Origin of the sequence: Streptomyces sp. Da 82-17 (genome assembly GCF_046098215.1) — a bacterium.
GTDB lineage: Bacteria > Actinomycetota > Actinomycetes > Streptomycetales > Streptomycetaceae > Streptomyces.
The window spans coordinates 86807-106422 of record NZ_JBJURH010000012.1; the positions used below are offsets into that span (position 1 = coordinate 86807).

Annotated in this window: 20 protein-coding genes; 13 read left to right on the plus strand and 7 right to left on the minus strand. The window is 73.5% G+C overall.

Going from position 1 to position 19616, the window contains the following annotated elements:
* Positions 1-107 precede the first annotated feature (107 nt).
* Together ACIDOF_RS21395 and ACIDOF_RS21400 are read left to right on the plus strand one after the other, a co-directional pair.
* Positions 108-716 carry a GNAT family N-acetyltransferase gene (locus ACIDOF_RS21395; protein ID WP_409007586.1) on the plus strand — a complete coding sequence of 203 codons (609 nt, stop codon included), beginning with the start codon at positions 108-110 and terminating at the stop codon, positions 714-716.
* 284 nt (positions 717-1000) lie between these two features.
* Positions 1001-2857, plus strand: a complete 1857-nt coding sequence (locus ACIDOF_RS21400; protein WP_409007587.1) for a serine/threonine protein kinase — start codon at positions 1001-1003, stop codon at positions 2855-2857.
* Between the two features lie 111 nt (positions 2858-2968).
* Here the strand turns inward: ACIDOF_RS21400 and ACIDOF_RS21405 are convergent, their stop codons facing one another.
* Positions 2969-3799 (minus strand): endonuclease I family protein, encoded by an 831-nt coding sequence (locus tag ACIDOF_RS21405; RefSeq protein ID WP_409007588.1) that lies wholly within the window; start codon positions 3797-3799, stop codon positions 2969-2971.
* Positions 3800-4059: 260 nt separating this feature from the next.
* On the opposite strand from ACIDOF_RS21405, the gene ACIDOF_RS21410 reads away from it, so the two are divergent.
* From ACIDOF_RS21410 to ACIDOF_RS21430, 5 genes are all read left to right on the plus strand, one after another.
* Complete coding sequence (locus tag ACIDOF_RS21410) at positions 4060-4542, plus strand: hypothetical protein (protein WP_409007589.1); 483 nt, start codon at positions 4060-4062, stop codon at positions 4540-4542.
* Positions 4539-5006 carry a MerR family transcriptional regulator gene (locus ACIDOF_RS21415; protein WP_409007590.1) on the plus strand — a complete coding sequence of 156 codons (468 nt, stop codon included), beginning with the start codon at positions 4539-4541 and terminating at the stop codon, positions 5004-5006. Before ACIDOF_RS21410 ends, ACIDOF_RS21415 begins: the two co-directional genes overlap by 4 nt.
* Before the next feature lie 133 nt (positions 5007-5139).
* A complete protein-coding gene (locus tag ACIDOF_RS21420; RefSeq protein WP_409007701.1) occupies positions 5140-5472 on the plus strand; it encodes a hypothetical protein in 333 nt (110 codons plus the stop codon).
* A gap of 182 nt (positions 5473-5654) precedes the next feature.
* Positions 5655-6059, plus strand: a complete 405-nt coding sequence (locus tag ACIDOF_RS21425; protein ID WP_409007591.1) for a MarR family winged helix-turn-helix transcriptional regulator — start codon at positions 5655-5657, stop codon at positions 6057-6059.
* Between the two features lie 70 nt (positions 6060-6129).
* Complete coding sequence (locus ACIDOF_RS21430) at positions 6130-7425, plus strand: ROK family protein (RefSeq protein WP_409007592.1); 1296 nt, start codon at positions 6130-6132, stop codon at positions 7423-7425.
* 126 nt (positions 7426-7551) lie between these two features.
* Here the strand turns inward: ACIDOF_RS21430 and xylA are convergent, their stop codons facing one another.
* Positions 7552-8721 carry a xylose isomerase gene (xylA, locus tag ACIDOF_RS21435; protein ID WP_409007702.1) on the minus strand — a complete coding sequence of 390 codons (1170 nt, stop codon included), beginning with the start codon at positions 8719-8721 and terminating at the stop codon, positions 7552-7554.
* Positions 8722-8830: 109 nt separating this feature from the next.
* Between xylA and ACIDOF_RS21440 the strand changes: the two genes are divergently transcribed.
* Positions 8831-10384 carry an FGGY family carbohydrate kinase gene (locus tag ACIDOF_RS21440; RefSeq protein ID WP_409007593.1) on the plus strand — a complete coding sequence of 518 codons (1554 nt, stop codon included), beginning with the start codon at positions 8831-8833 and terminating at the stop codon, positions 10382-10384.
* 71 nt (positions 10385-10455) lie between these two features.
* Here ACIDOF_RS21440 and ACIDOF_RS21445 read toward each other — a convergent pair whose 3' ends face one another.
* The 3 genes from ACIDOF_RS21445 to ACIDOF_RS21455 all read right to left on the minus strand — a co-directional run bounded on the left by ACIDOF_RS21445 (position 10456) and on the right by ACIDOF_RS21455 (position 12594).
* Positions 10456-10887 carry a VOC family protein gene (locus ACIDOF_RS21445; protein ID WP_409007594.1) on the minus strand — a complete coding sequence of 144 codons (432 nt, stop codon included), beginning with the start codon at positions 10885-10887 and terminating at the stop codon, positions 10456-10458.
* A gap of 53 nt (positions 10888-10940) precedes the next feature.
* Complete coding sequence (locus tag ACIDOF_RS21450; RefSeq protein WP_409007595.1) at positions 10941-11456, minus strand: MarR family winged helix-turn-helix transcriptional regulator; 516 nt, start codon at positions 11454-11456, stop codon at positions 10941-10943.
* A 73-nt stretch (positions 11457-11529) separates the two neighbouring features.
* Positions 11530-12594: a PP2C family protein-serine/threonine phosphatase gene (locus ACIDOF_RS21455; protein ID WP_409007596.1), complete on the minus strand. Its 1065-nt coding sequence runs from the start codon at positions 12592-12594 to the stop codon at positions 11530-11532.
* A gap of 224 nt (positions 12595-12818) precedes the next feature.
* Here ACIDOF_RS21455 and ACIDOF_RS21460 point away from each other — a divergent pair, with 224 nt between their 5' ends.
* The 4 genes from ACIDOF_RS21460 (at position 12819) to ACIDOF_RS21475 (ending at position 14826) form a co-directional block, all read left to right on the plus strand.
* Positions 12819-13358 (plus strand): nitroreductase family deazaflavin-dependent oxidoreductase, encoded by a 540-nt coding sequence (locus ACIDOF_RS21460; protein ID WP_409007597.1) that lies wholly within the window; start codon positions 12819-12821, stop codon positions 13356-13358.
* Between the two features lies 1 nt (position 13359).
* A complete protein-coding gene (locus ACIDOF_RS21465) occupies positions 13360-13881 on the plus strand; it encodes a hypothetical protein (protein WP_409007598.1) in 522 nt (173 codons plus the stop codon).
* Positions 13882-14002: 121 nt separating this feature from the next.
* Complete coding sequence (locus ACIDOF_RS21470; RefSeq protein WP_409007599.1) at positions 14003-14407, plus strand: RidA family protein; 405 nt, start codon at positions 14003-14005, stop codon at positions 14405-14407.
* 107 nt (positions 14408-14514) lie between these two features.
* Positions 14515-14826: a DUF6401 family natural product biosynthesis protein gene (locus tag ACIDOF_RS21475; protein WP_409007600.1), complete on the plus strand. Its 312-nt coding sequence runs from the start codon at positions 14515-14517 to the stop codon at positions 14824-14826.
* Between the two features lie 99 nt (positions 14827-14925).
* On the opposite strand, the gene ACIDOF_RS21480 is transcribed toward ACIDOF_RS21475, so the two are convergent.
* On the minus strand, positions 14926-15699 hold the full coding sequence (locus ACIDOF_RS21480) for a mechanosensitive ion channel family protein (protein WP_409007601.1): 774 nt from the start codon (positions 15697-15699) through the stop codon (positions 14926-14928).
* A 144-nt stretch (positions 15700-15843) separates the two neighbouring features.
* Positions 15844-17082, minus strand: a complete 1239-nt coding sequence (locus ACIDOF_RS21485) for an acyltransferase family protein (RefSeq protein WP_409007602.1) — start codon at positions 17080-17082, stop codon at positions 15844-15846.
* Between the two features lie 423 nt (positions 17083-17505).
* On the opposite strand from ACIDOF_RS21485, the gene ACIDOF_RS21490 reads away from it, so the two are divergent.
* The gene (locus tag ACIDOF_RS21490; RefSeq protein ID WP_409007603.1) at positions 17506-19497 is read left to right on the plus strand and encodes an ATP-binding protein; all 1992 of its coding nucleotides are present in this window, start codon (positions 17506-17508) and stop codon (positions 19495-19497) included.
* Positions 19498-19616 lie beyond the last annotated feature (119 nt).

Below are 19616 nucleotides of genomic sequence, written 5' to 3' on the forward strand. Positions count from 1 at the left end.
ACCCGGACCGGTACGGGGGTTGTCCCCACCCGCGAACGACTTCCCGGTACGCCCCGTACGACCGGGCGACGGGACCCGCCGCGGACGAAGATCAACAGGTGTGCAGAATGAGCGATATGCCGAAAGACAACGCCACGACCAAGGCGACCCCGGAAGACGCCGAAGCGATCAGCCGCACCCTCGCCCTGGCCTTCGACGACGACCCGATGATGCGCTGGTTCTTCCCCGAGGACACCACCCGCGAGACGGGCCTGCGCCGCTACTTCCACACCCTCTTCACCCGCCAGTACGGGCTGCACGGCGTGTGCGAGCGCACGGACGCCGCGGCCGCGTTCTGGGTGACCCCGGAGGGCGCCGACAAGGCCGTGCCGGACGCGGACACGGTCCGGGAGCTGACGGAGATCCTCGGCGACCGCGCCCCGGTCTTCCGCGCCGCCGTCGAGGCCGCGGCGGAGCACTCGCCGAAGGAGCCGCACTGGTACCTCGCGGTCGTCGGCGCCGACCCGGCCGCCCGCGGCCAGGGCCACGGCTCCGCCCTCCTCCGCTCCGGCCTCACCCAGGCCGACGCGGCGGGCCTCCCGGTCTACCTGGAGTCCTCGAAGCCGGACAACCTCCCGTTCTACGAACACTTCGGCTTCGAGACCCTCGGCGAGGCCCGACTCCCGGGCGGCGGGCCGGTGCTGTGGGCGATGCGGCGGGCGCCGGGGGCGGCGTAGGGGCGGTTCGATGCCGAGCAGGCCGCCGGGACCGGGCGGCGCTACGAGTGCCAGTTCGCCAGGAACACGCTCCGGCGTGACTGGCGGGACTGGTAGGTGTGCTGATCGGTCGGCAGCCCAAGTCCGCGTCGACTACGCCTGGGGAGAAGGCCAGTTGCCACTCCCTCAACACCCCTGTCTCTGAGCTCAGTTGACCCGGTTTCACAAGGCACGGCAAGCTGTGACCGGCACCGGTGCCGGTCAAGCTCTCCGGTGTCCGGCAGGCACCGACTTCGGGGGAGCACGTGGACACCCATCTGTACATCGGCCCCGCATCCGCACCCGACCGTTACCGGCTGCGCAAGTCCATCGGCCGGGGTGGCGAGGCCGTTCTCTACCTTGCGGAGATCGAACTCGACGGGGAACCCGAGCCGGTCGTCGTCAAGGTGATGGACACGCAGAGAACCCTCACACCGGACGAGTTCGAGCGGGTCAGCGGACGCTGGAGCGAGCAGGCCGAACTGCTGCGGTTCGTTCGCCGCCTGGGTGTGGTCGGGGTCCGGGAACACTTCGAGGGGCTGCCCGCCCACCTCGCCGGGCGTGCGGGCGACCCTCCCGGACGGGCCCTGTGCCTCGTCATGAACCACGTGGAGGGCCTCGACATCCGGGACTGGCGCACGGACCGCACCCTCGAGTCCGCCGCCGAGCGCCGCGAAGCCATGCAGTACGTGGAGCAGCTGGCCGACGTGCTGGACTGGCTGCACTCCGGCCGGGCCACCCCGTCGGGCCGGGTCGTGGTCCACGGCGACATCTCCCCCGGCAACGTGATGATCGACACCAACGGGCAGGCCACGCTGGTCGACTTCGGCTTGAGCAAGCTGACCGCCACGCACCGGACCACCGAGGTGTGGCACACCCCCGGCTTCGCGGCTCCGGAGGTGCACGAGGGCCACCGCACTACCGCCACCGACCGGTACGCGTTCGGGGCGGTCACCTATTTCCTGCTCAGCGGGACGCTCCCGGCCGGCACGCCCGAGCAGTTACGACAGCAGTTCCTCGATCTGCCCCTGCTCGCCGGCCTTGAGCCGGACCACGCAGCCGACATCCTCGCCGTGTTCGCGACCGACCCCGACGAGCGGCCCAGCTCCCTCTCCGCCTGGGCCCGCCTCCTGCGTACCGCCGTACTCTCCACGACCAGCAGGCCCGCCCGTCCGGTCACGGCGGCCGCCCCACCGCCGCCGATCCAGCCCCCCTCGGTTCCGCCGGTGCCCACGGAACCTCCCGGCACCGGCGGATCAGCCCCCTCCGGCTCATCAGCGCCGTCGGACGGCCCCGATCACCCCGCCACGCAACCGGACGCGGCGTCGACGTCGGCCGTCCCGGGCGTCCACTCCGCGCCTACGCAACCGGCCACTCCGCCCACCCCTGCGCCGCCCGCACACCTCGTCACCTCGCAGCCGACTCCGCCCGACGGGCCACAGCCACGGTCCCGGTTCCGCCGTGGACTTCTCGTCGCCGCCCTGCTGATCGCCGTGGCCCTGGTCGCAGGCATCGGCACGTACACCGCCGTCACCCTCACCGGCGACGCGGACCAGCCGCGGGACGACGCACGCACTGGCCGGACCGCGCCGCCCTCGTCCGCCTCACCGGGCCCGGACGAGCCCACGGCCGACCCGTCCGGCAGCATCCTCCCGCCGAACACGCCCAGCGGCCCGGACGGGGGCGAGAGCGGTGGGCCCGGGGGTGGCGGACCTGGATCCAGCGACCAGGACACCCTCTCCCTGAGCCAGTTGGAACCGATCGAGACCAGCGACGACGGCTTCACACAGTCGGCCGTGACCCTCAACACCAAGTCGTACAACGACGCGTTGATCACCCAGGTCTGCTCCGGGAGCGTCGTCACGGAGTACCCGCTCAACCGTGAATGGAAGACCCTCCGCTTCACCGCGGGCATCACCGACACCTCGCCGAACTATCCGGTGCGCCTCACCGTCGAGGTCGACGAGGAGCAGAAGGCCACGCAGGTCCTGAAGCTCGGCCGGACACATGCCATGGAGATCGACGTCAGCAAGGCCTTGCGCGTCACCCTGATCGCGGTCGAGGCCGGCAGCTGCTCCACGGACACCCAACTCGCCCTCGCCGAGCCGACCTTGCACAAGTAGCCCTTGCCTTCTCGCCCCGGAAAGCCGAAGGGCCCGAACTCGGTGTGCTGTTCGGGCCCTTGAGTGGAGTGAGCGGGCGTACTCGCGGATGCGGTGCGCGGTGGGGGAACGTTACTTCCAGATCTCCGCGACCCACTCCGGGTGGTCGATGAACGGGTTCCGGTTGTGCTGGATCTCGTCGAAGATGATCTGGTTGCGGCGCTTCTCGAAGTCGTCCGGCGGGTCCTCGTCGTGCCAGTGCTTCAGGACCGAGAGGCGGCCGATCGCGGGCGCGGAGCCGTTGTTGACCTCGTCGTTGGGCTCCAGGTCGGCGAAGCCGTCCTCGCCGTCGTAGCGCACGGCCATGTAGAGGATCATGCGGGCCACGTCGCCCTTGACGGCGTCGCGCGGCTCGAACGAGTCGTCGTCGGTGAAGTTGCCCGGCGCCTCGCCGACCTCCGAGCCGCCGTTGTCGAAGTCCTTGTTGCCGCGCGTGCTGTTGACCGACACATCGGTGGGGCGCAGGTGGTGGACGTCGGTGCCGGGGCCCGTGGACGTGCCGAAGTCGCCGTGGGACTTGGCCCAGACGTGCTCGCGGTTCCACTGGTCGGGGTCGCCGCCGTTGGTGTCCTTGCCCTGGGAGCGGCCGGTGTAGAGCAGGATCACGTTGGACGTGTCGGCCGGGTCCTCGTCGGTCTTCTTGAGGGCGTCCCAGACCTGGTCGTACGAGAGCTTCGTCTGGTCGCTGATGATCGTGTGCAGCGCGGCCTTGAGCTCGGGGCCGGTCTTGCCGATCGCGTCCTGGTAGTACGTGTCGTCCAGGGCGTCGACGGTGCTGCGGGCGCCGGAGTCGGCGGGGCCGCTGTCGGTGGCGAACGCCACGGAGGGTACGGCTATGGAGGCCGCGGCGGCTGCGACGAGCAGCGGGCGGCGCCAGCGGCGGCGTGCGGAATGAGCGGACATGTCGTGGGGGGTGTCCTCTCCCGAGTCGGCAACGATGAAACGGTTCACCAACACTCGTCCCCCGGATGGGAGTTGACGAAGCATCGGCCCACGAACCCTGCCACGCCGCGCGGCTCCTGGGGTAACCGCGGCATATCCGTTCCGTGCCGAACACGTAAACACCCCTCCTCCGTCTTGCGGGTTCGGGCGCGCCGGGTGTAATCGCCCGGCCCGGCACGGGACTTGACCCCGCACCGCGGTGCAGGGTGCACGGTGACCGCATGACGACGACATCCGGCACCGCCCGTCCCGCCCGCGACGCCGTACGCATCGGCGCGCGCTACGACCTCGCCGTGGCCCTCCCCTTCACCACTCCCTGGACCGCCGCCCTCACCCTCGACGGCGTCCGCGCCGCGCACACCGCCCTCGGCCTTCCCGGCGGCCCGCCCGCCGCGTTCGGCCCCGAGCACCTCCTGTTCGTCACGTTCTTCGGCGTGCTGGTCACGCTGTGGGCGGTGGTGCGGCTCGTACGGGCCGACGTGGTGACGGGGGTCGCGGACACCGTGGGCCGGGGCGCGTTCGCGCTGCTGATGACGGCCGCCCTGGCCGCCGGCGCGACCCCGCTGCTCGGCGTGTTCCTCGCCGTCGAGCTGGGCTTCCTGGCCGCGCAGGCACGGCAGTTGCGGCGGTTGACACGGCCGAGGCGCGGGCGTACACGTACGAGCCCTTGTCCCTCCCGCACCCAGGAGACGGTCAGCCCGTGAATTCCGCCGAGGCCGCGCGCGCCGCCGACGTACCGCCGAGCACCCTGCGCTACTACGAGCGGCGCGGCTTCCTGTCGCCCGCGCGCGACCCGCGTTCCGGGTACCGGCGGTACACGGAGGCGGACGTGCGCCGGGTCCGGTTCGTGCAGCGGGCGCAGGAGTTGGGGTTCGGGATGGCCGACGTGGCGGCGTTCCTGGCGCTCGCGCGGGACGGGCGGGACGGTGCGGTGCCGGCCGAGCGGCTGCGTACGGTCGTCGACGCCAAGCTGGACGACCTGGACGGGCGCATCGCCGACCTCACCAGGATGCGTACGGCGCTCGCCGCGCTCGCGAACGCGGGGGCCGTGGACGGGAGTTGCGCATGCCCGGTCGAGGCGGCGCTGGTCGGGGAGCGGGAGGGTGCTGCGGCGCCCGGGGCCGGTGCGGCACCCGGGGCGAGCGACGCGGCGGCCGAGTGCGATTAACGCCCGATTGCATCCACCGTGTGATTGCCGGGCGGACCTGCAACCGCCGCCGCCCGCCCGCGCCTCTCAAGCGGTGTCGTCGCCGCAGCCCCGGTGACGACGCCCCGTAGCGAAGGAGAGCGTTGTGCAGACGATGACTGCCCCGCACGTAGCCGACTCGACGTTCCGCACCTGGCCCGAGGACGACTTCCTGCTCCCGCCGCCGAACCCGGCGCAGCGCCCGGACCGCCCGTCCGGCGAGCCCGCCCCGGCCTCCACGCCCACGGACCCCGACGCCGCCACCGTTCCGGTCATGGCCTCCCCCGCCGCCTTGCTCGACCCGCGCGACCTGCGCCGCATCGAGCTCAACGCCGCGCTCACGGCCGCCGGCATCGCACCGCTGCCCGGCGACCGCGAGGCCATCGACCAGCTCAGCGCGCTGCCGCACAGCGTGCACGAGGCACTGCACCGCTGGCTCACCTCCTGAGGCGCCGGCGCGCCTGCCCGGCGGCGGTCGGTCGTGGTGCAGGGCCGCCGCCCGCCCCGTGCACGACTCCGGCGGCACAGGGGGCGTGCACGAGCAGGTCGACGAGCTCCTGCTGCCGCTCGCGGGCGACGGAACACGTCGATCAGGTGGGACGGCGCGAACTCGGCCGCCGGATCGGCCCCTTGGCCGGGCGACTCCACCAGGCCTTCCGCCGCACCTGCGAGGAACGGCTGCGCGCCCACGGCCTGTCCATGTCGCAGTACGCGCTGCCACGCGCCCTCGCCGCTGCCCCCGGCACAGCGGCGGCCGAGCCGGCCCGGCGTACGTTCGTCACCCGGCAGGCGTTGCGCGGTGTGCTCGCCGGGAGCGAGGCGGCCGGCCTCGTGAGGGTGGCCGCGCGGGCCACGTCCGGCCGGGCGCTGCCCGTCACGCTCACCGACGAGGGGCGGGCGCTGCTCGACCGGGCCGAAGCGACCGTCCAGGACGTCAAGGCGCGCAGGGTCGCGGACCTGCCGGGCGCGGCGACGGAACGCCTCGCCTCCCTGCTCACCGCCTGGGCCCGCAATCTGGCCGACGGCGGCCCGTGACCCGGCGCGCCGCCCGTTCCGCCCCACCCCGCCTGACCTGCCCCGACCGCCCGCTAGGCTCGACGGCACGATGAGCAACCACCTCGCGCCCCTGGAGCCCAAGGCCGACAAGGCTGCCGTGCGGCGGCACAACCTGAGCCTGGTGCTGCGGGCCGTGCACGACGAGGGCGAGACGACCCGCGCCGCCGTCGCCGCCCGCTCGGGCCTGACCCGGGCGGCCGTGTCCTCGCTGGTCGAACAGCTCCTGGACAGCGGCTTCCTGACCGAGTCCGGCAAGACGTTCAGCGGTCAGGCCGGCCGCCCCGGCACGGTCCTGAAGGTCGCGCGCACGGGCTGGGCCGGGGTCGGCGTGGAGATCAACGTCGACTACGTGACGGTCTGCGTCGTCGACCTGTCCGGCGCCGACCGCGTGCGGCTCACCGAGCACGTCGACAACCGGGGCGCGCCGCCCGCCGAGGTGCTCGACCGGGCGGCGCGGATCACGGCGCAGGCCCTGGAGTCCGCGTCCGCACGGGAGTTGCACCCGGCCGGCGTGCATCTGGCCCTGCCCGGACTGGTCTCCGACGGCACGGTCCGGCAGGCCCCCAACCTGGGCTGGAACGAGGTCCCCGCCGAGACGCTCCTCGCCCGCGCCCTGTCCGGCGCCCGACGTTCCGGCGCCCGACGACCCGCGGCCCAGGGGACGACGGCCGACCACGCCCGCCCCCTGACCGTCACCTCCGGCAACGAGGCCGACGCCGCCGCCCTCGCCGAGCTGTGGTTCGGCGGCCTCACCGACGCGGCCGGCCGTCCCCTGCGCAGCTTCCTCCACCTCACCGGCGAGATCGGCATCGGCGGCGCGCTCGTCGTGGACGGCCGGCTGCTGCGCGGCGCCCACGGGTTCGCGGGCGAGATCGGGCACGTCGTCGTCGACGAGGACGGTCCGGAGTGCCGCTGCGGCGCGCGCGGCTGCCTGGAGCAGTACGCGGGCCAGGCGGCCCTGCTGCGCGCGGCCGGCCTCGCCGAGGACGCGGGGCAGCCGGGTGTCGCCGAGCTCGAACGCCGCGCCCTGGCCGGGGACGAGGCCGCCGTCGCCGCGATCGAGGGCGCGGGCCGCACCCTCGGCCTGGTCCTGTCCGGCGCGGCCAACCTCTTCGACCCGGACGCGATCGTCCTCGGCGGCACCTACCGCCCGCTGATGCGCTGGCTCGCCCCGCCCATCACCGAACGCCTGGAGCGGCGCGTGGTGTCCGGCCTGTGGTCGGCGGACAGCGGTCGGCTCCGCGCCTCGTCCTCCGCAGGCGACGCAGCCCGCGGCTCGGCGGCCCTCGTCGCCCGGGACGTCCTGGCCGACCCCTTGACGTACGCGGACCGAGCCGGCGCCTGAACGGCCGTACACGGGACCGAGCCAAGGCCCGAACCGCCGTACACGGGAACGAACCGAGGCCCGAACCGCCGTACACGGAAACGAACCGAGGCCCGAACCGCCGTACGCCGCAAGGGAAGCGGGGCCCTACGCCACGCCCAGCAAGTGCTCCAGGGCCAGCTGGTCGAGGCGTTCGAAGGCCATGGAACGCTCGGCGGCCGCGGTGACGTCGAAGGTCTCGTACGCGCTCCGGTCGGCGAGCAGGCCGGACAGGCCGTCGGCGGCCGTGGGCTCGGCGAGTTCGTGGAGGCGGGAGTCGCGCAGGGCCTGCTGCACGGCCGGGTCGGCGCGGAAGGCGGCGGCGCGCTCCTTGAGGATCAGGTAGTTCCGCATGCAGTTCTTCGCGGACTCCCACACGCCGTCGAAGCCGTCCGTGCGGACCGGCTTGAAGTCGAAGTGCCGCGGCCCCGCGTACCCGGCGTCCTCCAGGAGGTCGACGAGCCAGAACGCCTGCCGCAGATCGCCCGCGCCGAAGCGGAAGTCCTGGTCGTACTTGATGCCGGACTGGCCGTTGAGGTCGAGGTGGAAGAGCTTGCCCGCCCACAGGGCCTGGGCGATGCCGTGCGGGAAGTTGAGGCCGGCCATCTGCTCGTGGCCCACCTCCGGGTTGACGCCGACCAGTTCGGGGCGTTCGAGGCGCTCGATGAAGGCGAGGGCGTGCCCGATGGTGGGCAGCAGGATGTCGCCGCGGGGCTCGTTCGGCTTGGGCTCGATGGCGAAGCGCAGGTCGTAGCCCTGGTCGGTGACGTACGCGCCGAGCAGGTCGAAGGCCTCCTTCATCCGGTCGAGTGCCACGCGGACGTCCTTCGCGGCGCCCGACTCGGCGCCCTCGCGGCCGCCCCAGGCGACGTAGGTGGTGGCGCCGAGCTCCACGGCGAGGTCGATGTTGCGGAGGGTCTTGCGGAGCGCGTACCGGCGCACGTCCCGGTCGTTGGCCGTGAACGCGCCGTCCTTGAAGACGGGGTGCGTGAACAGGTTCGTGGTGGCCATCGGCACCTTCATGCCGGTCGCCTCCAGGGCGGCGCGGAAACGCTTCACGACCGCCTCGCGCTGGGCGTCGGTCGAGCCGAACGGGATCAGGTCGTCGTCGTGGAACGTCACGCCGTACGCGCCGAGCTCCGCGAGCCGCTCGACCGACTCGACCGGGTCGAGCGCGGGCCGCGTGGCCGTGCCGAACGGGTCGACGCCCTGCCAGCCCACGGTCCACAGACCGAAGGTGAACTTGTCGTCGGGGGTCGGGGTGAAGCGGTCCGTCATGGTCGGCCCTTCCTCGCGTACTAATTTGTTTTCTATACTTACTAATACCTCGGCAGCCCCTCCCGTCAACAGTTCCCGGCACCCGATCCCGCTCACAGTGAGGTACGACATGGCGTACGACGCGACGCACCGTCCCGGTCCCGTGGTCATCGGCGTGGACAGCTCGACGCAGTCCACCAAGGCCGCCGTCACCTGCGCGGAGAGCGGCGCGCTGCTCGCCGTCGGCCGCGCCCCGCACACCGTGACCGGCACGGACGGGGCGCGCCGCACCGACCCCGAGGTGTGGTGGCGGGCGCTCGCCGACGCGGTCGCGGACGGGCTGCGCGGCGCGGGCGTGGCCGCGCGGGACGTCGTCGGCGTCGCGGTGGCCGGGCAGCAGCACGGCCTCGTCGTCCTCGACGCCGCGGGGCGGCCGCTGCACGACGCGTTGCTGTGGAACGACACCGGCTCCGCGCCGCAGGCCCGCGCCCTGACCGAGCGGCTGGGCGAGAAGGAGTGGCTGTCGCGGGCCGGTTCGCTGCCGGTGGCGTCGATGACGGCCACGAAGTGGCAGTGGCTGCGCGAGCACGAGCCGCGAGTCGCCGAGGCGGCGGCCGGGGTGCGGTTGCCGCACGACTTCCTCACCGAGCGGCTGTGCGGCACCGCCGTCACCGACCCGGGCGACGCGTCCGGCACCCTGTGGTGGAACACGGCGGACTCCGCGTACGACCCGGTCCTGCTCGAACTCACCGGAATGAGCGAGGAGTTGCTGTCCCCGGTCGCGCCCGGCGGCGGCACTCCCGCGGGTCGGCTCACCCGGGCCGCGGCCGCGCATCTGGGGCTGCCGGAGGGCGTGCCGGTCGCGGTGGGCACGGGCGACAACATGGCCGCGGCGGTCGGGCTCGGCCTCGGCGGGGCGGGTCTGCTCGGCCACCCGGTGGTGAGCCTCGGCACGTCCGGCACGGTGTTCGCGGCGACCCGCACGCGGCCCGGGGTGCCGGAACCCGGGCCCGCCGCCCCGGACTTCGCGGACCTCGCTGCCCCCGCAGGCCCTGCGGACTTCACGGACTTCACGGCCAGGCGAGCCCTCGCCGGTTTCGCCTCGACCGACGGCTGCCACCTGCCGTTGGGCTGCACCTTGAACTGCACGCTCGCCGTCGACAAGGTGGCCGAACTCCTGGGCCTCGACCGGGAGTCGGCGGAGCCGGGCGGCGACCTGGTGCTGCTGCCGTACCTGGACGGGGAGCGCACCCCCGACCTCCCGCACGCCACGGGCCTGATGACCGGACTGCGGCACGCCACACGCCCCGGGCAACTCCTCGGCGCGGCCTACGAGGGCGCCGTCTTCACCGTCCTGCGCGCCCTCGACGCCCTCACCGCGACCTGCGGCCTCTCCCCCACGACCCCGCTGCGCCTCGTCGGCGGCGGCGCCCGGGGCCGTACCTGGACGGAGACGGTCCGCCGCCTCTCCGGCCGCCCGCTCGTCCTCCCCGAGGCCACCGAACTCGCCGCCCTCGGCGCCGCCGCCCTCGCCCGAGCGGCGGCCGACGGCACGGACCCCGTCGAGGTCGCCTCGGCCTGGGGCCTGGGCCGGGGGTGCGAACTGGAGCCGGTGGAACGGGACTTGGCGGCCTGGGAGCGGATGGAGTCGGTGCTGACGCGGGCGGGGGCGCTGCTCGACTGATCAGCACCCCCGCCCGCGCGCCGTGTCTCACACGGCGAACACCTGCCCGCCCCACTGTGGCGCGCCGTGCCTCACACGGCGAACACCTGCCCGTCGTCCGCGAACGCCTTGAACTCCAGGGCGTTGCCCGCCGGGTCGAGGAGGAACATCGTCCACTGCTCGCCGGGCTGCCCCTCGAACCGGACGTACGGCTCGATCACGAACTCCGTGCCCGCGTCCCGCAGGCGCTGGGCGAGCTTGTGGAAGTCGGGCACGGCCAGGATCAGGCCGAAGTGGGGTACGGGCACGTCGTGGCCGTCGACCGGATTGTGCACGCGCTGCGGGCGGGCGGGGGCGAGGTGGGTGACGAACTGGTGGCCGTGCAGGTTCCAGTCGACCCAGGTGTCCGCGCTGCGGCCCTCGTCGAGGCCGAGGACCTCCCCGTAGAAGTGCCGGGCGGCGGCCAGGTCGTCGACGGGCATGGCCAGGTGGAACCGCGGGACGGGCGAGTCGAGTTCGGTCATGGCGGGGGCCTTTCCGTGTGCGGTCGGATCGGTGGGTCGGTACCGGACGAGGCCTACTGCGCCCACCCCAGCGGGTGCAGCCCCGGCGCCTCGTCCGCCGCCGGGGCCGGGGGCTCGCCGCTCGCCTCGCTGAACGCGGTGAGCGCGGCGACGAGGTCCGCGCGCCGTTCCGGGGTGAGGCGTTCGACGATGTCGGCGATCTCCTGCCGCCGCCGCGCGGTGACGTCGGCGACCGTGCGGCGGCCCTCGTCGGTGAGCTGCAGCAGCGTCTCGCGGCGGTTGTCGGGGTTGACACGGCGGTCCGCCAGCCCGGCGGCGATCAGCCGGTCGACCATGCGCATCGCGGTCGACGGCGCGACCCCCAACAGCTCGGCCAGGCCGACGAGTTTGGTCGCACCACGGCTGGACAGCACCATCAGCATCCGGAACTGCGGCAGCGTCACCCGGTCCTCGACGGCGGCCAGGGACCGCGCCGACACGGCGACCAGGACGCGGGACGCGGTCAGCACGGCCCGCGTGACCTCGTCCACGTCGACCGCACCCTCGCCCGCACCGCTTCGCTCAGCCATACCTCTTTGTACCCCGCGCCCCCGCGCCCCCGACACCACGCACCCGGCGCCGCCCGCGCCTCCACCGGCGGCCTCACCCCCGCTGGTAGCGGAGCAGCAGCATCGCCGCGTCGTCGTGGGACGGGCCGCCCGCGTGCCGGACGACGTCCTCGCGCAGCGCCTCCAGGGCCGCCTGCGCGTCGGGGTCCTTGAGGAGGTCGGCCCGCTCCTGAAGCGGGTAGAAGCACCCGGCCGCGTCCCGCGCCTCGGTCACGCCGTCGGTGTAGAGCAGCAGTTGCTCGCCGGGCGCGAAGCGCACCTCGTACGGCTCCGGGGGTTCGCCGCCGTGCACGCCGAGGCCGAGTGGCAGTGCGTACGCGGGCGGGGCGGGGAACTCGACGGCGCCGTCGCCGCGGACCAGGAGGGGCGGCGGGTGGCCGCAGTCGACGAGGACGACCCGCTCCTCGTCGGCGTGGATCTCGGCGAGCACGGCCGTCACGAACTTCTCGCCGTGCAACTCCCGTGCCACGCTGCGCTCCAGGCGTGCGGCGAGCGCCACCAGGTCGGGCTCCTCGTGCGCGGCCTCCCGGAACGAGCCGAGCACGAGCGCCGCGGTCTCCACGGCGGCGAGCCCCTTGCCCTGCACGTCGCCGACGATCACCCGCACCCCGTACGGCGAGGCCACGACCTCGTACAGGTCGCCGCCGATCCGCGCCTCGGCGGCGGCCGACGTGTACGAGACGGCGACCCGGATCGGCCCCGCGCTGCGCGGCACCGGGCGCAGCAGGACGCGCTGGGCGACCTCGGCGACGTCGCGGACCCCGGCGAGTTCGGCCTCGCGGCGCCCGCGCATCACGGCCGCCGTGACGCCCGCGGCGGTGACCCCGGCGACCGAGGCGAGGGCGGTGTAGCCGCGCCGGGTGTCGAACAGCCCGTCGTACGCGCCGAGTCCGAGGCACAGCAGCAGCGCGACGGCGCCGGTGACCGCGGTGCGCCGCCAGGTGCCGATCAGCCCGGAGAAGGCGGGGCCGAGCGAGACGAGCGGCAGGAACCCGACGCCGGGTCCGGCCGTCAGGTCGACGACGGTGACGACCGTCATCACCACCGCCGGCAGCCAGGTCAGCACGGCGCGGGCGTCCCGGTGTTCCGCTGTGGTCATGGCACCCCCGGACTCGTCGCGGCGCGCGGGCGCACGGCCCGCGCATGCGGTACGGCCGCCCGTGCGGGCCGCCTCCCTCGCGTTTAGACTATGCAAAGATTGCGTGGACACCTTGAGGGCGCCGCGTGCTCGTTATCCGATCGAGTCCGGGGCGGGGCCTGTTCGGGGCATACAGCCATCAGGGGACGCAGGGGAAGCCCACGGGGAGGGCGGAGGTGAACGCGATGGCACCCGGAGAGCACGAAGGCCGCGGAGACGACGGCACGAGCGGTCGTACGGCCGCGCCGCACCGGCCGCAACTCCCGCGCGGCGCACGCCGGTTCCTGGCCCGTCTGCCGATCGGCCTCTACCGCGTCGGCCTCGGCCCGCTCCTCGGGAGGCGGCTGCTGCTCCTCCACCACGTGGGCCGCACGACGGGGCTCGACCGGCGGGTGGTCCTGGAGGTCGTCGCGTACGACCGCGAGCGCGGCAGCCTGACCGTCGCCTCCGGCTTCGGCCCCGGCGCGGCCTGGTACCGGAACCTGCGCGCCCACCCGACGACCACCGTGCAGACCGGCAACCGCCGCCGCGCGGTCACCGCGCACTTCCTCACCGAGGACGAGGGCGCCGAGCTGATGGCCGGGTACGCGAGCCGGCACCCGCGCACCGCCCGCCGGCTGTGCGGCTTCATGGGCTTCGACGTGGACGGCGGCGCCGAGGCGTACCGCGCGGCGGGCCGCCGCATCCCCTTCGTACGACTCGACCCAGCGGACGGGCGGAGCTGACATGCACCGGGACGAGGAGTGGCCGCAGGGCGTGCCGGACGAGGTGTGGGACCGGTTCCTGCGGGACGACGAGGACGCGATACGCCGCACGGCCCCGCGCGAGCCGTCCGCCCGCGAGCGCACGGTCGACCTGTTCGGCACGGGGGCGGGCCCGGCACGTCGTCCGGACGGCCTCGGGGCGGACCCGGCACGCCCGGACAGGCTCGGGGCGGACCCGGCCGGCCCGGACCGCGTCGGCGCGGACGCGGTCGGTGAGTTGTGGTTGCCGCGTGCGGTGCGGGACTCGGCGGCCTGGCGCGACCTCGACGGCCGGGGCCGGATCCGCCGCGCGGCGCGCGTGCTCGGCGCGGTGACCGTGCTCGCGGCGGCGCTCGCCCTGCTGTCCCTGCTCCCCAACACCCCGCCCCCGCAGGCCGAACGCCCCGAGATCGCCGTCCAGGAACAGCCCTCCCCCACGCCGACGGACCGCCCGACGGCGGAGGCCTCCGCGTCCCCCGCACTGTTCACGCCGCCTCGGGGGTAGCCGCGCCCCGGCCAGCCCTCGCCTCACCGGAATCACCAACTCCCCTTACCCCACCGGGAGTTGGACGGTCTTCCGCCCCGTAACCCGGAATGCACACGCCGTCCCGCACGTTGTGCTCGGCATGACCACCGATCAGCGCACGATCACCAACCCGCCCACGCTCCACGACCCGACCCCCTTCGGGTACAGCCACGCCGTCTCCGCCCCCGGAGAGCCCGTCTTCATCGGCGGGCAGTACGCGTCCGACGCCACCGGCGCGGTCGTCGCCGGTTCCTTCGCCGAACAGGTCGAGCTGGCCCTCGACCACCTGCTCTCCGCCCTCCGGGGCGTCGGCCTCGGGTACGAGCACGTGGTGCGGCTCGGCACGTTCATCGTCGACCACGACCTCGACAAGCTGCAGGTCCTCGGCAAGGCCCTGCACGCCCGGTTCGGCGACCGCCTGCCCGCCCAGACCCTCAGCGGCGTCGCCTCCCTCGCGCTGCCCGGGATGCTGTTCGAGGTGGACGCGGTGGCGGTACGGCCGTAAGCAGCAGCCGCCCGGCAGGGCGGGGCCGAGGGCGCGCGGGGGCACCGTGACGCACTTCATGCCCGATTTGGGTATGTGCCCCTGCGCGCTCGGCCTACCGTTGACAGGTGTTTTCGTTGGCCGAGATCAGCAGTACGTACCGACAGCGGTTCGCGGAGTTCGCATTCGAGCCCGCGTTCGTCGCCTCGGTCGATCAGCATGTCGCCGACGTACGCGCCCGCCTCTCCGCCGACGGCCCCGGCCTGGAGCCGACGCCGCCCGACCCGGAGCGGCTCGCCGACTACGCCCTCGGATTCCTGGACGCGCTCGCCGAGATCGACTGGCGCGAGCCCGTCGGCCATGACTACGCGGTGTGCCGGCTGACCGCCATAACCTGGCTCGTGCACGCCCACGACCTGCTCCCCGAAGTCCGGGACTGAGCCCCCACCGAAGGCACCCCGAAACGCCGTCGACCCTGTCCGCCCGTGGCACGGAACCGTTACACGGGCGGACAGGGTCGAACTGTGCTGCGCGGAGGGCTACATCTCCGGGCCGGGCCGCCGCTGCTCCCGCTCCTGCACGGGCTGGTGCGTCATGGCGTCCTCACGGCCGGCCTGGTAGTCCGAGACCCCGCCCCGGGCACGGGCCGACTCCTGCTCGGCGCTGTCCAGCCACCGCTCCCAACGCTGCCGCATCGGCGCGATCATGCCCCCGCCGACGCCCACGATGAGGATGCCGGCCACGGCCGCGAGCAGCGCGTACAGGATCGGCTGGCTCACCGTGGTGGCGATGCCCGCCTGCCCGAGAGCGGCGATGACGCCGAGGAACACGATGCCCGCCCAGACGATCTTCGCGACGGTCTCGCCGTACGAGGCTCGGGACAGTGCGCTCGCGACGATCGAGCGGACCGCGTTGGCGATGGCCATCGCGACCACGACCAGCACCACGGCGACGATCGCGCGCGGCAGCCAGGCGACAATGCCGTTGATCATCGCGCTGACCGGGTTCGGCCCGAAGACGCCGAGCGCCAGCTGCAGCGTGATCAGCATCAGGGCGTAGTAGACGATCTTGCAGACGAGGCCCGTGAGGTCGAACTTCGAGCCTTCGAGCATGCGTGCCGCGCCGGACTTCTCGGCGAGCCGCTCGGAGCCGACCTTCCGCAGCACCCGGTCGAGCACCTTGACGATCAGCTTGGAGACGAACCAACCGATCGCCAGGATGACGATGAAGCCGAGGAGCTTCGGCACGAACGTCGCGATCTTGGACCAGGCGTCGTCGAGACCCTGGGTGAAATTGACGGCAAGTGTGTTCATGGGAGCCCTTCGTCGGTGCGGTCCCCTTCCCACATCATGAGCAAGCCCCCACGCCGAACGCCGCGCCGAGCTGGCCCATTCGAATGACGGCCCTGGTCGCGGCCGGGTTCTCGGCGCCGGTGGCGGCCCGTATCGCGGCGCTCCTCAGGCTGTCCGCCGGTCCGCCGCCTCGACCGCCTCGACCGCCGGGCCCGTCGGCTGCGGCCGGAGCGCGGGCTCCTGCGGCACGGGGTCGGGGACGGCGACGGGCCGGGTGCCGTCGGCCTGCGCCGCGATCCTCGGCTGGTCGGTGCCGAGATACGGGCGGCGCCAGCGCAGGAAGGGGCGTTCGATGCCGTGGAACGTCACCACCGCGATGGCCAGGGTCACCGGCAGAACTCCGCAGACCGTGGTGAAGAACGCGTCCCACACGGGATTTCCGGTCGGCTCGATCCAGCGGTTGCGTGCGAGAAAGACCGTGATGACGAGAAAGTGCAGCAGATAGATCGAGAAACTCATCTCGCCGACTTTCGCGATCGCCCGCGACACGATTCCCGTCGACATCACGGTGGCGACGTACGTGAGGACGAGCAGCGCCCACACGAATCCCTCGACGTCGATCCAGATGAGCCGGACCGTGCGGCCCTCCTGATAGGCGTGGCTGCGGTTGAACGCCCAGACCGTGACCAGTGCCAGCGTCGAGGCGACCGCCACCTTGAACGGGCTCTGGAACCGGTCGCGGTGATGCACGAAGAGCCAGGCGGCGAGCATGCCGAGAAGGAACTGGTCGATGCGCCCGGCGAGGCTGTAGTAGAGCAGGTTGTTCGCGGCGATCTTGCCGCCGCCGGAGAGCCAGACGAGGGCGCGGATCACGGCGATCGCGGCCATCAGCTGCACGAGCGCGGTCGGACCGCGCCGCGTGAGCAGCCTGCTGAACAGCGGGAACAGCAGATAGAACTGCAATTCCACGGCGATCGCCCACCACATGTGCGAGACATTGCCGAGGTCCAGCGAGCCGGGCAGATTGCCGAGGCCGATCAGCGACTGGACGAGGCCGAGCAGATCCGCGTCTCCTCGGTAGGCGCCCGTCCCCATGATGACGAGGACCAGATACAGCGGGAAGATGCGCAGCACCCGGTTTCCGAGGAACCGTCCGTAATGGATGTCCTTGCCGAGGGTGCCGATCGTGAAGATGAATCCGGAGAGCACCATGAAAAGGGCGACTCCGGTGTGCCCTTCCGCGACGAGGGCGCCGAGGGGATTGTCCGCGTAGAGCCAGCCCTCGTGTTCCCGGTCGATCTCGGTGAGCATCATGTAGGTGCCGTGATAAAGGAGCACGAGCACGGCTGCATAGGCCCGCAGGTGGTCCACCGACACGAGGTACTGACGGTTACTGCTCCGCACGAATGGGTCGACCTCTCACGTATCGAGTCGCGGGCACACGCGACGGAGAACGGCGAAGTCACAGCGTCACCGAAACAAAGCCATATGAACGCCAATCTTCTTTACGCGCGGAAGAAATCACCCACACGCATTCATTTCCGGGCGGTGATTGCGCCAGAACGATCAACGTCGCCGTGCGCCCGCCCCGCCGCAAGGGGCGCCGATACACCCGCGCAACGGCCGCCGGGGAACCGCGCGTTGTCGCACACGGGTTCCCCTTGTGGTCTCCGTGAGTGATGGGGCGTTCGGGGTCGCTACCCCACGGCGTCCGAACTAGTTCCCTCAGTGGTCGGCTCACTGCAGGAACGCTCCTGCAGCCGGATTCGGCCCGGGAGACGCACGCCGTCTCGCGCCGGCGCACGGATGTGATCAGGAGCAGCAACAGTGTTTGACCGCCTGCGTGGCTCGACCGTTCGGCACGGCCGGAGCCACAGGCAGCACCGGCCGGGTACGGGCGCACCCGGCGAACTGATCGGCAGGGACGAGGAGTTGGCGTACCTCGACGTCCTGCTGGCCCGGCACCGCCTGGTGACCGTGACCGGGGCGGCCGGGATCGGCAAGAGCCGGCTCGCCCGCGCGGCGGCGGAGCGGCAGGGCACGGAGGTGACCCGCGCCCGCTGGTGGACGCAGGGCCCGGCCGACGGCCCGGACGCCCTCACCGGACTTGCCGTGGCGCTCGGCCTGCCGGTGACCGCCGGGTTCGAGGAGGTGGCGGGCGCGTTGTCGGGGCGGCCGCGGCTGCTGTTCCTCGACGACGTCGACCCGGTGCGCGCCGGCTGCGTCCCGCTGGTGCAGCGGCTCCTGCAGACGCTGCCCGAGCTGCGGGTCCTCACGTCCGGCCGGCAGCCGCTCGGCCTGGGCGACGAGCAGGTGGTGCGGCTCGGCCCGCTGTCGCTCGTACCGGCCGGGGACGGTTCGCCCAGCCCTGCCGCCCGCATGTTCCTGTCCCGGGTGCCCGCGCACGCGGCGGACCTGACCGGTACGGGTGCGGCGGCGCGGGCCGTCGTCGACATCTGCGCGCGGGTGCAGGGCGTGCCGCTCGCGCTGCGGCTGGCCGCCGAACAGGTGGGGCGGCGCTCGCTCGCCGAGGTGGCGACGCAGGTGGAGTCCGCGCAGTGCCGGCTCACCGGGGCGGAGGGCGGCCCCTGGCGGCACCGGTCGCTGCACGCCGCGCTCGGCGCGAGCTACACGCTGTGCGAGCGCGCCGACCGGATCACATGGGCCCGCCTCAGCGTCCTGGGCGGCGACTTCGACGAGGAGACCGCCGTACGCGTGGGCGCGGGCGGGCAGTTGCGGGCCCGCGACATCCCGGCCTCCCTGGCCCGGCTCACGCTCGCCTCGGTCCTGGAGCCGGTCCGCGACCCCGGCGGCGTACGGCTCGGACGGTACCGGATGGCGCGGGCCGCGCGGGAGTTCGGCTTCGAGCGGCTGCGGGACGCAGGCGAGGCGCCGGAGGCGGTCGAGCGGCATCTGCTGTGGTGCCGGGACGCCGCGGAGTCCGCGCAGCGGCTGTGGCAGGTGGGGATGCAGCAGCAGGCGGTGTCCCTCGTACGCGCCGAGGAGGCGAATCTGCGGGCCGCGCTGGTCCGGCAGCCGCGGAGCGTGGCGCAGGCGGAGACCGCGCTGTACGCGGTGGTGGCGCTGTGGTTCTGGTGGGGGGTGTGCGGGCACACGGGGCAGGGCCGGTCGTATCTGCAGCGGTTGCTGCCGCTGTTCCCCGAGCCGTCGCTGCTGCGGGCGCGGGCGCTGTGGCTGGCGGGGTGGATCGCGGTGCGCTGCGGCGCGGACGACGCGGCGGAGGCGTTGCGGGAGGCGGGCGAGGTGGCGGTGCTCGTCGGGGACGACGCCACGCTCGGGCACGTCGCGGACGCGTCCGGGGTGCTCGCGGCGTTCGCTGGTGACCGGGAGCTGGCGGTGGCCTGCCTGGAGGAGGCGGTGCAGCTGATTCCGGAGGATGTGTTCTACGGGCCGTCGGTGGCGCACAGTTGGGCCGTCCTCGCCTGCAACCAGGCGTACACGTCGATCGCCGCGGCCCGCCGCTCGGTGCGGTACGCGGTGGCGTTGCCGCGCACCCGGAACGACCGGTGGGCGCGCTGCATGACCGGGTACGCGCTGGCGTTCGTGGACCACCTGGGCGGGCGGCAGGCGCGGGCCTGGCGGCGGGCCCGGCGGGCGCTCGGGGACGCGGAGGCGCTGGGCAACCCCCTGGGGACGGTGGCCCTGGAGCGGCTGCTCGCGGCGATCCGGCAGGTACCGGCCGTCGCTCCCCCGCTGCCCGACCGCCGTCGGGTGCCGCGCCGCCGGGCGAGCGCCCCGTCCCGGTACGCGGACCTCGGCGCCGGTCCGCTGGCCCGCGGCGGGGCCCGGCCGCGCTGAGCCGGGGCGTGCGGTCCGGCGGCTGCGGTCTGCTCCGACGGTGACGCGCGCCTCTGGACCGCCGCCCCGGGGCCGGCACACCCCGGGGCGGTGCCGGACCGGGCAGTGCGCCGGGCCGG